This window comes from Acinetobacter sp. CIP 101934 (genome assembly GCF_000369585.1).
In the GTDB taxonomy this organism is placed as follows: domain Bacteria; phylum Pseudomonadota; class Gammaproteobacteria; order Pseudomonadales; family Moraxellaceae; genus Acinetobacter; species Acinetobacter schindleri.
On the sequence record NZ_KB850094.1, the window covers coordinates 2,195,665 to 2,208,747 of the forward strand.

The following is a 13,083-nucleotide window of genomic DNA, read 5'->3' on the forward strand; positions in this document are numbered from 1 at the left end:
CACTCAATCACTTGGCTTATTTATACAGATCACTCACAATATCTCAATTTTTCACCATTTGAGATCTCCATGACTGATGCATTGACCTTAAGGGATTTGTCAAAGACCTATCGCAATGGCTTTCAAGCATTAAAAGGTATTAATCTGGATGTACCAGAGGGTGAGTTTTATGCCCTGCTCGGCCCGAATGGTGCAGGTAAATCTACAACCATCGGCATCATTAGTTCTTTAACAAGAAAAACTTCTGGGACTGTTGAAATTTTTGGTCATAACCTTGATACCCACCCTTCTGAAGCGAAACAGTGTTTAGGTGTAGTACCACAAGAATTCAACTTCTCCCAGTTCGAGAAAACGTTCGACATCCTTGTTACGCAGGCGGGTTATTACGGTATTCCAAAGAAAATTGCTCAAGAACGTGCCGAAGAATATTTAAACAAACTGGGTTTGTGGGAAAAACGCGCTACACAGGCACGGATGCTTTCAGGCGGGATGAAACGTCGTCTGATGATCGCCCGTGCTATGATGCATGAACCAAAACTGTTAATTCTGGATGAACCAACGGCGGGTGTCGATATCGAGCTGCGTCGCTCGATGTGGGACTTTCTAAATGAGATGAACAATAAAGGTACATCAATCATTCTGACCACTCACTACTTAGAAGAAGCAGAGATGCTGTGTCGCCGGATTGCAATCATTGACCGTGGTGTCATTAAAGAAGACACCACCATGAAGAACTTCCTCAATCAGCTAAATGAAGAATCCTTTATCTTCGATCTGGCCGAACCAATCGAACCTCTCCAGCTCGATATTATTGGTGTGAAGTTTAATCTGGTCGACCCAATGACATTGGAAGTCACTTTAGATAAAGCACATAGTATGAATGAGTTGTTCCAGTTACTCGAAGCACAGAACATCCAAGTACGTAGTATGCGTAACAAATCCAATCGTCTTGAAGAATTGTTTGTGAAAATGGTTGAGAAAAACCTCAATGGAGCTGCGCAATGAATTTAAATCAGCTTGGCGTTGCCCTCTATACCATCATTTATAAAGAAATCCGCCGCTTTATGCGGATCTGGCCACAAACCCTACTTCCACCTGCCATTACCATGACTTTATATTTCGTGATTTTTGGCAATCTGGTGGGTTCACGGATTGGAGAAATGGGCGGCTTTAGCTATATGCAGTTCATTGTGCCCGGTTTGATCATGATGGCGGTCATTACCAACAGTTATGCCAACGTATCTTCCAGCTTCTTTAGCTCTAAATTTCAAAAGAGCATTGAAGAACTGATTATGAGTCCGGTACCGCTACATGCAATCCTGTGGGGCTATGTTCTAGGTGGCGTGGCACGTGGTATTTTGGTGGCAATTATTGTGACCAGCATGAGTCTATTTTTTACTGACTTATATATTACTAACTGGTTCGTCACTATATATACAGTACTCGTTACTTCGCTACTGTTTTCATTGGGTGGCTTTATTAATGCGGTATATGCCAAATCCTTTGATGACATCTCGATTATCCCCACTTTTGTGCTGACTCCCCTGACTTATTTAGGTGGTGTATTCTATGCCATCAGTGTTTTAAGCCCTTTTTGGCAAAATCTCTCTTTAATTAACCCGATCGTCTATATGGTGAATGCATTCCGTTTCGGCATTTTAGGTCATAGCGATGTCAATGTTTCCATTTCATTGGCTGTGATTACCTTCTGGTGTGCTGTGTTATACGGTATTGCTTACTATTTATTGTCTCGTGGTTCAGGAATGCGTGAATAATGAGTGTAGAACATTCTCTTCTTGGTAAAGAAACCAACTATCCAACAGAATATCAACCGGAGATTCTGTACCCAATCTCACGTGCGCCTGCGCGTGAGAAATATGCTCATATTGAAGCAATTCAACAAGGTACGGACTGGTGGCATATTTTTGAAATATCCTGGTTAAATGCTGCCGGTGTACCACAGGTCGCAATTGGTCGAATGACTTTACCCGCATCTTCTCCAAACTTGATCGAATCCAAGTCTCTTAAGCTGTATTTCAATAGCCTGAATTTTGCCAAGTTTGAGTCTAAATCAGCTTTTATTGCGACAGTCGAACAGGATTTATCTAAAGCCGCTGAAGCGGACGTAAAGCTAGATCTATTCCATGTAGATGAACTGGACATTTCCAAGCCTGAAGGAATCTGCCTGGATGAACTGATCCCAGAACGTCTGGAAAATCATCCTGATGCGACGTTATTGGCTCTAGATAATGAAAGTGATGAAAATGTCGAAGTTCAGCTATATTCACATTTATTAAGAAGTAACTGTCCAGTCACTGGACAACCAGACTGGGGTACAGTATTTATACGCTATCAAGGTAAAAAACCTTGTTATAAGAGCATATTGGCTTATATTATTTCGTATCGTCAGCACAACGGTTTCCATGAACAATGTGTGGAACAGATATTTGCCGATATCTGGCAAAATCTAAAACCGGAAAAGCTGATGGTATATGCGACCTATACACGCCGTGGTGGATTGGATATCAACCCTTGCCGTGTATCGGACTCCACATGGATGCCTCGCCCTATTCGTTTAGCGCGACAATAAGAAACATTGAGGTTTAACGATGCCTTTTTTTGGATTTATTCCTTCAGCAGAACTTTTAAATACAATTCAGACTGCACAGAAAAATAAAAATTCCAGCGAACCGCTGTATCCACTTCGTGACAAAACGGCATTAATGATCAATGATGAGATCATTGATGCTATTTTGACTGAACTTGTACGCAAGTTTCCAGCAAGTGATAAGCGTGATACTGCGGAAAAACTGGCAGGATATATCAAGTCCACAGTAGCAGTCTTGCTCAAGCAGTTATTGGGCAAAGCTCCCAATGATGTGGTACGTGAATCCATTGCCTTTTCTGAACGCAGTCTGTTTAAGGATCCTGAAGGCAACATCCGTATCGGTGAATCTCTGGATGCCAATCTGGTCACTAACCTTAAGTACCAGTTTGCTGAAGTAAAAGCAGGCAATGAAATCGATAAACAGACCTTGAGCAATCTCTATAAAGAGTTTGGTGAGGCGACTGTGCGTCATTTCATGGTGGATTTTAACAAAACCCTGGATCTGGGCATGATTAAACGTAAAGCGGCGGATATCGGTGCTTCTGCAGTGATCAAGGCAATCAACATTGCTGCGGATAAAATCATCCTGAAATTAAACAAGGATGAACTAAAGGCAATGGCGGAATACCACGATACTTTGTTCTATTCCTAATGTAAGTTGATCAAAAAAGCCTGACTGATGTCGGGCTTTTTTATTACCAATGAAATAGCTTGTTACAGTAAATGCATCTTCACAAGAAAAATGCGTTAAAAATAGCCATACTTTGTCTCTTTTTGTCAAAGCGGTTGGATGTCATTATCCAGTCAATGTTATCTTTAATAGTCCTGAGCAATTGTGTTCTGTTTACAAGATTTTATCGATTTTTTGCCTCTTTTTTCGGGCATAAATAGAAGTGCAGGATGCCCCCTATTGCCAACTCATTCATGAAATTGGAAATCACTGTCAGATGTTAAAACCACATTTTTATAAAAAACTTAAACGACTTTCTCTGGTATTCGCTGTACTAAGTTTTAGTAGTTTTAGCCAAGCCAATGATTTCCAAACGCATCCATCTTATTCCGCTTTTAAAATCAAAACCATGCAACAGTATGGTTTAAGTAATGAACAGATTGACTGGGCCATGAATGGTACACGCAATTTGCCGAATGTGCTGAGCATCATGAGCCGTCCTGGTGAAAGCAAACCGTGGTATAGCTATAAAACCAATTTTCTGGCTGAAAGTACTATTCAGCGTGGTGTGCGTTTTAAACAGCAATATGCCGATACCCTGAATCGTGCTGAACAGCAGTTTGGTGTACCACAGGCGATTATTCTGGGGATTCTGGGAGTAGAAACCGGTTTTGGTAGCAACAAAGGTTCTTTTATCACCCGTGATGCATTAGCCACTCTTGGATTTAATGGTGATCGCCGCAATGAATACTTTCAGGATGAGCTTTCTGCTCTGATTGCCTGGTCATATAAAGATGGGGTGCCAACCAACTCTGTAGTGGGTTCTTATGCCGGTGCGATCGGTTATCCTCAGTTTATGCCAAGCAATATTCCCAAGTTTGGTGTCGACTATGATGGCAATGGTCATATTGATCTTCGTAACTCTGCTGTGGACGCTATTGGTTCAATTGCCAATTATCTGGCTCAGCATGGCTGGCAACGCAACCAGCCAATTGCTTTCCCTGCACGTTATGCTGGTTCAAATCCGGATGCAATAATTGCCAAAGACCTGACCCAGCCAACACCCTATGGTGTATTAAAAACTCAAGGAATTAGTCCTATGAATCCGATCGTAAAAATCGACGATCTGGATTTGGTCAATGTCATTCAATTGCAAGAAAATTATGGACCGATTTACTACATTACTTATCCAAATTTTCAGGTGATTACCACCTATAATCGCAGCCGAATGTACGCCACTGCTTTGTGGTTGTTAGGTACAGAAATCGTGAGTCGATAAGGCTCTTATTTACCGCAAGACACAAAAGTCAACAAATATTTATGATAAATAGTTCAAATTCTGGACTTTTTTCATACCTTGTTACAATTATGGTTATTTTTTAACCAGTTATTGTTTATTTTACGTTCTTTTCAAGACTATTTTAATTAAAGACTAGACAGGCTATTACCGGCATGAATATTATCCATTTCGTCAAATGTAGTTGCATAAGTTAAATATCAGGCTCGTTTACTTGGTTTTTCAGCACTTTAGATTAACCTTTTGAACCCGCTGCTAGGAGTTGATTCGATGCATTCTTCAATCAAATACTTAATGGCCATTGCCACGACCGTCACACTGACGCAGTCGCAGGCAGAATTGGTTCAGTCATCATCATTAAATAATGATAATGACCGTTCGCGTGTTGCCACACGTGTTCTGAATCGTGAAGCTCAAAGCTTCAATTCAAACTTTACAAATTTAAACAGCCTTTCAATCACTGAGCGTTCTGGCGATAAAGTTCGCCGTGAAACGATTGCAGCTAAAATTGAAATCCCTGAAGATGAGCCTTCAGTGATTGAAAAACTGAACACTGTTGCTTCCAACACAGTTCGTAAATTCAGCCAGACTGGTACAGCATCTTGGTATGGTCGTCAGTTCCACGGCCGTAAAACGGCTAGCGGCGAAACTTTCGACATGAACGGAATGACTGCAGCTCACCGCAGCCTCCCATTGAATTGTTACATTCGTGTGACTAACAAGAACAATGGTAAGAGTGTGGTAGTGAAAGTAAATGACCGTGGTCCATTCCATGGCAACCGTGTACTTGATTTATCTTATGGTGCAGCCAAGCAAATTGGCATCACCAATGCGGGTACTGCCAAAGTTAGTATTGAGCGTGTACAAGGGCCAAACTCTTAAGATTTAGCTTATTAACGCATTTGACCAAAAGCCACAGATAATGTGGCTTTTTTTATGGAATGATTTGCTGTGCTTAAATTAGAACTTATTTCAGGTGTACTGTTACTGCTCTTATCCGCCCTGCTCGTCTATTGGTCTTTTTCCAGTAAGCTGACTTCCTGACGAGTGCGTTTTGACCACCACCCTGTTCTGCTTTATATTTTAAGAAATAGAAGCAGCAGGAGTGGAAAATGAAAACTGTAACGGAATGGTTTGATGAATACAGCGACAGTCATCAGAACAAGACTAACAAGCTGATCCACTGGGTCTGTGTGCCCACTATCTATTTTTCTATTATCGGTATTCTTGCTCACTTCAGTGCATTACTCACTGCATTACTGGTTGTCTTGGCGATGATCTTTTATACGCGCCTTGATATTGTATTGGCGGTTGCTATGGCAGCACTGACTTTAGTTATGGCCTGGTTGATCTGGATCCTGCCAGTCGGCGTCGGTTTTTATATCGGGCTATTTGTTTTTGCCTGGGTTGGCCAGTTTTATGGCCATAAAGTGGAAGGGAAAAAGCCTTCTTTCTTTAAAGACCTCCAATTCCTTCTTATTGGCCCGATTTGGTGCATGGATGCCTATCTAGGCAAAGTAATTCCTTTTTGGAAAAGTCGCCAAATAAGCGAAATGAAGCGCATTTAGCGCTATTTTCCATTTTCCTTCATGGGAAGGACCTTATTGATAGGTTCTTCCTTGATGTTTTAACCAGCCATTAACATGTTTTCGGCTTGGATCATGATGCGTCCAATGAATGACCCCACCTTTTTCGCTATATTCATATTCACCAAAAAATTCGACCACGTCGCCTTTTTGAATATTTGAAATACGCGGTGCCAGATCAATATTATGAGCGATCAGCACGGTATGGGTATGGCCATTGTTCAGTTCTAAAATAAACTTCTGATGACGAGACCCTTCATTATCATCTTTTAATATCGCAATCACCTCGCCTGCACCTTGAACCTGAATATCACTTTGTCTTTGCTGATAAGCCTGTTGTATAGGTGCAGTACCCGTATCTACCGTATTAATATTTGCACGATCAGGCTGCTGTTTATATTGTTCAGTAGCTTCCTGTACAGGTGTGAAAGTATTGGTCAGTTGCTTGGACTCAGATAGATCAAGCCCTAAATAAGCAGCAACCAATAGTGCGATGACTGCCCCAATCCCTATATTTGCTTTATTTGCCATCATTCTCCCCTGATCAGTAATGACTTAATCATAAAAAAAGCCCCATTAAATGGGGCTTTTTCTAACTTTTACCTAAAGGTAAAAATTATTGAGCAGCAGCAGCTTGAGCAGCAGCAACTTCATCAGCAAAGCTCATTTCAGCTTTCTTCTCGATGCCTTCACCCACTTCGAAGCGAGTAAATTGAGCAACTGTAGTACCAGTTGCTTTAAGGATTTCAGCAACTTTTTTGTCGTTGTCGATAACGTATTGTTGACGCTCAAGAACAACTTCGTTCAGGTATTTCTCAACAGAACCTACAACCATCTTCTCAACGATGTTTGCTGGTTTGCCAGATTCAAGTGCTTTCGCTTCAGCGATTTCTTTTTCTTTCGCGATTAGCTCAGCTGGAACTTGTTCAGCAGAAACTGCAACCGGGTTGAACGCAGCAACGTGCATTGCAATACCTTTACCAGTCGCGTCGTCACCTGTATAAGACACAACAACACCGATCTTAAGACCGTGTTTGTAAACTGCAAGGTTTTCGCCTTCAACAATTTTCGCACGACGTACTTGGATGTTTTCACCGATTTTTTGAACAAGCGCGATACGAGCTTCTTCAACAGTAGCGCCATCTTCAAGTTTAAGTTCAGCGATTTTAGCAACATCAGTTTCGTTAGCAGCAAGAGCAGCAGCAGCAACTTTAGCAGAGAAACCAGCAAAGTTTTCGTCTTTAGCAACGAAGTCAGTTTGACAGTTTACTTCTAAAAGAATTGCTTTGTTGCCTTCCTGAGCGATCGTGATCGCGCCGTCAGCAGCAATGTTACCAGCTTTTTTAGCTGCTTTTGCTTGACCAGATTTACGCAGGTTATCGATCGCAAGTTCGATGTCACCACCAGCTTCTGTCAAAGCTTTTTTACATTCCATCATTGCAAGACCTGTACGATCACGCAATTCTTTAACCATGCTTGCTGTAACTGCAGTCATGTTTATCTCCTAAATTCGGTAGAAAATGAATTCTTTATAGAACAGAAACGGCCCAGAGGATTCTCATGGGCCGCCTGCATACACGACGCTTACTTTGCCACCATCACGTGTCGCAAAAATGACAAGCTAGCGTCTAACGCATTAAGCCTCAGAAGCTGGAGCTTCTTCTGCTTTAGCTTGTGCATTTGCTTGTGATTGAGCATATTCTTTACCAGCAAGAATCGCGTCAGCCATAGCAGAAGCATAAAGAGTAACTGCACGGATCGCATCGTCGTTACCCGGAATAACGTAATCTACGTTGTCTGGGTTAGAGTTTGTATCAACGATACCGATTACAGGAATACCAAGGTTTTTAGCTTCTTTGATTGCAATTGCTTCGTGATCAACGTCGATTACGAATAGTGCGTCAGGTAAACCACCCATGTTTTTAACGCCGCCAAGACCGCGTTCAAGTTTTTCCATCTCACGAGTACGCTCAAGAGCTTCACGTTTAGTCAGCTTAGCGAAAGTACCGTCTTGAGATTGAGTTTGAAGGTCTTTTAGACGGTTGATTGACTGACGAAGAGTTTTCCAGTTAGTCAACATACCACCTAACCAACGGTGATCAACGTATGGTTGACCAGCGCGTTGAGCTTGCTCACGGATGATTGCAGAAGCTGCACGTTTAGTACCAACGAACAAAACTTTGTTCTTTTTGCTAGCCAATTGGTTAGCAAAGTTCAAAGCATCATTTAACGCAGGAACAGTGTGCTCAAGGTTGATGATGTGAATTTTGTTACGCGCGCCAAAGATGTATTGACGCATTTTTGGGTTCCAGAAACGAGTTTGGTGACCAAAGTGCGCGCCAGCTTGTAGAAGGTCGCGCATGCTTACGTTGTAATCTGCCATTTTCTATACCTTAAAGATTTGGGTTAGGCCTCCATATATCCGCATTCTCCACCCTTGCGGGCACCCAGAGTAATGTGACGATATATGTGCGGATTTTTAATACACCATTCATCAAGCTACGCAAATATATTCACGAAAAATCATTTGATAAAATGGGCGGCTATTTATACCATAGTCGCACACAAATTTCCAAAAGTTTTTAGAGATCATGAACACTACTTATCAAGCTCCCCGTCGTTTAATTAAATCCGCTGAAGATATCGAAAAGATGCGTGTAGCTGGACGACTGGCGGCAGAAGTTTTGGATATGATCAAACCGCATATCAAACCAGGTGTATCAACGCTTGAATTGGATACGATTTGTCATGACTATATTGTAAATGTACAGAATGCGATTCCAGCATGTCTGGGCTATGGCGCAGCGCCAGGCCGTCCTGCTTTCCAGCATACCATCTGTACATCAGTCAACCATGTGGTCTGTCACGGTATTCCCTCTGAAGGCAAGATCTTGAAAAAAGGCGATATTCTTAATATTGACGTGACTGTCATCAAAGATGGTTTTCATGGCGATACCAACATGATGTACATCGTGGGGGGTGAAACTTCTATTCTGGCGAACCGCCTATGTAAAGTCGCTCAAGAAGCGATGTATCGTGGGATCGCAGTAGTTAAGCCAGGTGCAACCATGGGTGATATCGGTCATGCGATCCAAAAATATGTGGAATCTGAACGTTTTAGCGTAGTACGTGAATACTGCGGTCATGGCATCGGTACCACTTTCCATGACGAACCGCAGGTGCTGCATTATGGCCAGCCAAATACCGGTATGATCTTAGAAGAAGGTATGACATTTACGATTGAACCAATGGTCAATGCAGGTGTTTGGCAAACCAAATTGCTGGGTGACAAATGGACGGTTGTGACCAAGGATCACAAATTATCTGCGCAATATGAGCATACTCTTTTAGTAACAAAACATGGCGTAGAAGTCCTGACTGCCCGCCCTGAAGAAGATTTGTCACGTTTTACGGCATAATCCTTACAGGAAGCGCACAAAAAAGGTTACCCTCAGGTAGCCTTTTTTATTTTATATTTCACATATTTTATAGATTTCAAGTTTAGCCTGAAAGCCTTCAGTTACTGCGCCTTAACATCGAAGTTCAAGATAAACTTCGGCTATCAAAACACTTTTTCCGTAAAGTTTTATAAATTCTTTTGCCTAATGTGCACCAATATAGGCTAAGATATTGTGCTTTTTATTTTTTAATCCCTATAAGAAGGAATACCGCCGTGGACGTACGTCTCTCTGATCGTGTAAATGCCATCAAACCGTCCCCAACGCTTGCTGTGACTAACAAAGCTGCTGAACTTAAAGCTGCTGGTCATAACGTAATTGGCTTGGGTGCAGGTGAACCAGATTTTGATACACCACAACACATCAAAGATGCAGCAATTGCAGCGATTAACAACGGTTTCACCAAATACACCGCTGTAGACGGTACGCCAGGTCTTAAAAAAGCCATTATTGCCAAATTCAAACGTGACAACAACCTTGACTATGCAGCAAACCAGATCCTGGTTTCTTGTGGTGGCAAGCAATCATTCTTTAACCTGGCACTTGCCTTGTTAAACAAAGGTGATGAAGTCATCATCCCTGCACCATTCTGGGTAAGCTACCCTGATATGGTGATCATTGCTGAAGGTGTTCCTGTTATTGTGAAATGTGGTGAAGAACAACGTTTCAAAATTACTCCTGAACAATTAGAAGCGGCGATTACTGACAAAACTCGTCTAGTGGTATTAAACAGCCCTTCTAACCCGACTGGCATGATTTATACGAAAGCTGAACTAGAAGCCTTAGCTGCAGTACTGCGCAAATACCCAGAAGTGTATATCGCATCTGATGACATGTATGAACCAATCCGTTGGGATGACGAGTTCTATAATATCGCAACTGTCGCTCCAGACCTTTATGACCGTACAATCGTATTAAACGGTGTATCTAAAGCCTATGCAATGACTGGCTGGCGTATCGGCTATGCAGCTGGTCCTGCGAAACTGATTGGCGCAATGAAGAAAATCCAGTCTCAATCAACTTCTAACCCGACTTCTATTTCACAAGTTGCTGCGGAAGCTGCATTGAATGGTCCTCAAGACGTACTCGAGCCAATGATTGAAGCATTCAAACGTCGTCATGACCTGGTTGTAAAAGGCTTAAATGATATCAATGGTATTTCTTGCCTACCTGCGGACGGTGCATTCTATGCATATGCAAACATCAAACCCTTGATTCGTGCCAAAGGTCTTAAATCTTGCACAGAATTCTCTGCTTGGTTACTGGAAGAAACTGGTGTTGCAGTCGTTCCTGGTGATGCATTCGGTCTAGGCGGCTTCATGCGTATCTCTTACGCAACTGCTGACGAAGTACTGGTTGATGCACTTGCTCGTATCAAGAAAGCTGCTGATTCAATCGAAGGCGTAGATGCTGCGATTGCTTCTATCGAAGCTGAAAAAGCTGCTAAATAATTTAGAGACTTTCTCAAGTTTTTAAATAAAAAACCCGCGTTTATCGCGGGTTTTTTATTTGTTCTCTTTAAATTTAACCTTAAATTTTGCACTTTCAAAACTAAAATTATGAGCGATCCGAATTAAACATCTCGATGACTTCAGCTTCAGTCATTTTTTGGGTTTGATTATTAAATAAATAGAAGGCTGGCTGGTGATCCACATAGATCTCTAGATTAAAATCCAGATCCTCAGGTAATTCCTCCAATGTAAACACATTGATATTGGCAAATGAATGATCTTTGGTTCGCCAAAAAATAAAAGTACCACAAATACTACAAAAGCCGCGCTCCGCCCATTCTGAAGAGTTAAAAACAGATAAATACTGCTGATCGACAAAATGAATATCTTCGATATCAATAGCCATTAATGGCCCACCGGTCTGGCGACGACACATCGAGCAATGACAGGCAGCAACTTCATGATTCCTGAGTTGTACTTCAAACCGAGTCGCACCACATAAACATCTTGCTTTCATCAGTATCCCTCATTGAACTTATTTTTTATATTTATTTTTAAGCCAAGGTATAAACCCTGCATACTCCAATCATACAATTTTTAATTGATGCCTGAGCCTCCATCCATCTAGAATTTAAAGATCATTCCAAAATCTAAAATAACAAGAGCAAGCAATGGATATCAAGAATCTATCAGGTTTACAGATTATGCAAGAAATGTGTAATGGCAACCTGCCGATGCCTTCTATGGCAACAATCATTCCCATGAAACCCACTTTAATTGAAAGTGGTCAGGTCACGTTTGAGGTGCAGGCAGATCAACACCATTTAAACCCTTTAGGCGGTGTACACGGGGGCTTTGCTGCAACAGTACTGGACACCGTAACAGGCTGTGCAATTCATACCGTTTTAGAAGCAGGCGCAGGATATGGCACGATTGATCTCAATATTAAAATGTGTCGCCCCATTCCCCAAAACAAACCATTGACGGCTATTGGTCAAATCATTAATACCAGCAAAAATCTTGCAATCTCAGAAGGAAAAATTATCGATGAAGATGGCAAGCTTTATGCTCATGCAACAGCCACCTGTATGATTTTTGGTTAAAAACTTCTAGTTTAAGAAAGGCTTAAAGCATACCCCACTTCGCATGCGGTGCTTGAACAGCTTTTGGTTGAGTCAAAGCCTGATACTCAAAATAATGTCTAGAGACATTCGCTAGACTTAATTCTTGAGTCTGTGCAGTAGATGTCTGCCAAACTTTAGACTGATTTGAACCCGTGATGAAATTGCCCGAAATAGCATAAATAAACAGATCTTTTGGCTGTGTTTCAGGCGCATTCAGGAATACTTCAAAGCTAAATTGGCGTTCCTTCTCAACCAGCCATTTTTCTGCAAACCACAATTGTAACAAGTCACCCAAATACAACTGTTTTGCAGCTAAGGGCCATAAACGGATTTCAGCGCCATGAACAGGAGTAAAATATTGGGTAAAATCTTGAATAATATCAAGGTAGTTTTCTTGATAAAAAGACAGTTGGGCGAAAATTTGAGGGATAGTGAGCGTATTCATTCGCTTTCTCCGGTTTAGCCATTTTTGTGCTGGCAAGTAGGTTTAAATCCACACTGTTTGACCATCTGGTCAAACGACTTTATATTTTCAATTTAGCAATTCGCTTATGCGCTGACAAGCTTTTTTTGAATTTTAAATTTGATTGTCTAAATTAAAATCAGACAAACTATATTTGCAATAAATATGGAAGTTTTTGCTTGACCCCTGTCAAAATCCCTCTATAATCGCATTCAGATTCTCCCATAGCTCAGTCGGTAGAGCGACGGACTGTTAATCCGCAGGTCCCTGGTTCGAGCCCAGGTGGGAGAGCCAAATTCAAGAAAGCCCAAGCATTTTAGACTTGGGCTTTTTTTATTGCTTTAAGCTTTATTCACATAAAAACTTTTCATCTCCCCCTTCTCTTTCCTCCATGAAACTAGAATGATCGTGATTGATAAACATACT

At 41.5% G+C, this 13,083-nt stretch carries 15 protein-coding genes and 1 tRNA gene; 11 read left to right on the plus strand and 5 right to left on the minus strand.

What is annotated here, in order from left to right; genetic code table 11:
- Positions 1-69 precede the first annotated feature (69 nt).
- The 7 genes from F899_RS10785 (at position 70) to F899_RS10815 (ending at position 6,143) form a co-directional block, all read left to right on the plus strand.
- A complete protein-coding gene (locus tag F899_RS10785) occupies positions 70-1,005 on the plus strand; it encodes an ABC transporter ATP-binding protein (protein ID WP_005222733.1) in 936 nt (311 codons plus the stop codon).
- Positions 1,002-1,775: an ABC transporter permease gene (locus tag F899_RS10790; RefSeq protein ID WP_004815236.1), complete on the plus strand. Its 774-nt coding sequence runs from the start codon at positions 1,002-1,004 to the stop codon at positions 1,773-1,775. Before F899_RS10785 ends, F899_RS10790 begins: the two co-directional genes overlap by 4 nt.
- Positions 1,775-2,590 carry an NADPH-dependent 7-cyano-7-deazaguanine reductase QueF gene (gene queF / locus F899_RS10795; RefSeq protein ID WP_005222735.1) on the plus strand — a complete coding sequence of 272 codons (816 nt, stop codon included), beginning with the start codon at positions 1,775-1,777 and terminating at the stop codon, positions 2,588-2,590. Before F899_RS10790 ends, queF begins: the two co-directional genes overlap by 1 nt.
- 19 nt (positions 2,591-2,609) lie before the next feature.
- On the plus strand, positions 2,610-3,260 hold the full coding sequence (locus F899_RS10800) for a hypothetical protein (RefSeq protein ID WP_005222737.1): 651 nt from the start codon (positions 2,610-2,612) through the stop codon (positions 3,258-3,260).
- Positions 3,261-3,555: 295 nt separating this feature from the next.
- On the plus strand, positions 3,556-4,557 hold the full coding sequence (mltB, locus tag F899_RS10805; protein WP_005222739.1) for a lytic murein transglycosylase B: 1,002 nt from the start codon (positions 3,556-3,558) through the stop codon (positions 4,555-4,557).
- A 288-nt stretch (positions 4,558-4,845) separates the two neighbouring features.
- Positions 4,846-5,457: a septal ring lytic transglycosylase RlpA family protein gene (locus F899_RS10810; protein ID WP_004815231.1), complete on the plus strand. Its 612-nt coding sequence runs from the start codon at positions 4,846-4,848 to the stop codon at positions 5,455-5,457.
- Between the two features lie 230 nt (positions 5,458-5,687).
- Positions 5,688-6,143 (plus strand): Mpo1 family 2-hydroxy fatty acid dioxygenase, encoded by a 456-nt coding sequence (locus F899_RS10815; RefSeq protein WP_004815228.1) that lies wholly within the window; start codon positions 5,688-5,690, stop codon positions 6,141-6,143.
- A gap of 33 nt (positions 6,144-6,176) precedes the next feature.
- On the opposite strand, the gene F899_RS10820 is transcribed toward F899_RS10815, so the two are convergent.
- The 3 genes from F899_RS10820 to rpsB all read right to left on the minus strand — a co-directional run bounded on the left by F899_RS10820 (position 6,177) and on the right by rpsB (position 8,544).
- Positions 6,177-6,692: a DUF3465 domain-containing protein gene (locus F899_RS10820; RefSeq protein ID WP_034434069.1), complete on the minus strand. Its 516-nt coding sequence runs from the start codon at positions 6,690-6,692 to the stop codon at positions 6,177-6,179.
- Between the two features lie 85 nt (positions 6,693-6,777).
- Positions 6,778-7,656: a translation elongation factor Ts gene (tsf, locus tag F899_RS10825; RefSeq protein WP_004815225.1), complete on the minus strand. Its 879-nt coding sequence runs from the start codon at positions 7,654-7,656 to the stop codon at positions 6,778-6,780.
- Between the two features lie 141 nt (positions 7,657-7,797).
- Complete coding sequence (gene rpsB / locus F899_RS10830; RefSeq protein ID WP_004892292.1) at positions 7,798-8,544, minus strand: 30S ribosomal protein S2; 747 nt, start codon at positions 8,542-8,544, stop codon at positions 7,798-7,800.
- Between the two features lie 208 nt (positions 8,545-8,752).
- On the opposite strand from rpsB, the gene map reads away from it, so the two are divergent.
- Together map and F899_RS10840 are read left to right on the plus strand one after the other, a co-directional pair.
- The gene (gene map, locus F899_RS10835; RefSeq protein ID WP_004892289.1) at positions 8,753-9,580 is read left to right on the plus strand and encodes a type I methionyl aminopeptidase; all 828 of its coding nucleotides are present in this window, start codon (positions 8,753-8,755) and stop codon (positions 9,578-9,580) included.
- A 254-nt stretch (positions 9,581-9,834) separates the two neighbouring features.
- A complete protein-coding gene (locus tag F899_RS10840; protein WP_004815219.1) occupies positions 9,835-11,070 on the plus strand; it encodes a pyridoxal phosphate-dependent aminotransferase in 1,236 nt (411 codons plus the stop codon).
- Between the two features lie 106 nt (positions 11,071-11,176).
- Here F899_RS10840 and F899_RS10845 read toward each other — a convergent pair whose 3' ends face one another.
- Positions 11,177-11,587 carry a GFA family protein gene (locus F899_RS10845; protein ID WP_005222745.1) on the minus strand — a complete coding sequence of 137 codons (411 nt, stop codon included), beginning with the start codon at positions 11,585-11,587 and terminating at the stop codon, positions 11,177-11,179.
- Between the two features lie 154 nt (positions 11,588-11,741).
- Between F899_RS10845 and F899_RS10850 the strand changes: the two genes are divergently transcribed.
- Entirely contained in the window at positions 11,742-12,173 is a 432-nt protein-coding gene (locus F899_RS10850) for a PaaI family thioesterase (protein WP_005222753.1), read from the plus strand.
- 22 nt (positions 12,174-12,195) lie between these two features.
- Here F899_RS10850 and F899_RS10855 read toward each other — a convergent pair whose 3' ends face one another.
- Positions 12,196-12,639 (minus strand): hypothetical protein, encoded by a 444-nt coding sequence (locus F899_RS10855; protein WP_005222755.1) that lies wholly within the window; start codon positions 12,637-12,639, stop codon positions 12,196-12,198.
- Between the two features lie 236 nt (positions 12,640-12,875).
- Here F899_RS10855 and F899_RS10860 point away from each other — a divergent pair.
- Positions 12,876-12,951 (plus strand) — tRNA-Asn (locus tag F899_RS10860).
- Positions 12,952-13,083: the final 132 nt, after the last annotated feature.

Excerpts from the sequence above, each read along its gene's own strand:
- tsf (WP_004815225.1), bottom strand. The coding sequence starts at position 7,656 with ATGACTGCAGTTACAGCAAGCATGGTTAAAGAATTGCGTGATCGTACA.
- F899_RS10800 (WP_005222737.1), top strand. The coding sequence starts at position 2,610 with ATGCCTTTTTTTGGATTTATTCCTTCAGCAGAACTTTTAAATACAATT.
- F899_RS10845 (WP_005222745.1), bottom strand. The coding sequence starts at position 11,587 with ATGAAAGCAAGATGTTTATGTGGTGCGACTCGGTTTGAAGTACAACTC.
- F899_RS10785 (WP_005222733.1), top strand. The coding sequence starts at position 70 with ATGACTGATGCATTGACCTTAAGGGATTTGTCAAAGACCTATCGCAAT.
- F899_RS10820 (WP_034434069.1), bottom strand. The coding sequence starts at position 6,692 with ATGGCAAATAAAGCAAATATAGGGATTGGGGCAGTCATCGCACTATTG.
- F899_RS10790 (WP_004815236.1), top strand. The coding sequence starts at position 1,002 with ATGAATTTAAATCAGCTTGGCGTTGCCCTCTATACCATCATTTATAAA.
- F899_RS10815 (WP_004815228.1), top strand. The coding sequence starts at position 5,688 with ATGAAAACTGTAACGGAATGGTTTGATGAATACAGCGACAGTCATCAG.
- rpsB (WP_004892292.1), bottom strand. The coding sequence starts at position 8,544 with ATGGCAGATTACAACGTAAGCATGCGCGACCTTCTACAAGCTGGCGCG.
- queF (WP_005222735.1), top strand. The coding sequence starts at position 1,775 with ATGAGTGTAGAACATTCTCTTCTTGGTAAAGAAACCAACTATCCAACA.
- F899_RS10810 (WP_004815231.1), top strand. The coding sequence starts at position 4,846 with ATGCATTCTTCAATCAAATACTTAATGGCCATTGCCACGACCGTCACA.
- F899_RS10855 (WP_005222755.1), bottom strand. The coding sequence starts at position 12,639 with ATGAATACGCTCACTATCCCTCAAATTTTCGCCCAACTGTCTTTTTAT.
- F899_RS10850 (WP_005222753.1), top strand. The coding sequence starts at position 11,742 with ATGGATATCAAGAATCTATCAGGTTTACAGATTATGCAAGAAATGTGT.
- mltB (WP_005222739.1), top strand. The coding sequence starts at position 3,556 with ATGTTAAAACCACATTTTTATAAAAAACTTAAACGACTTTCTCTGGTA.
- map (WP_004892289.1), top strand. The coding sequence starts at position 8,753 with ATGAACACTACTTATCAAGCTCCCCGTCGTTTAATTAAATCCGCTGAA.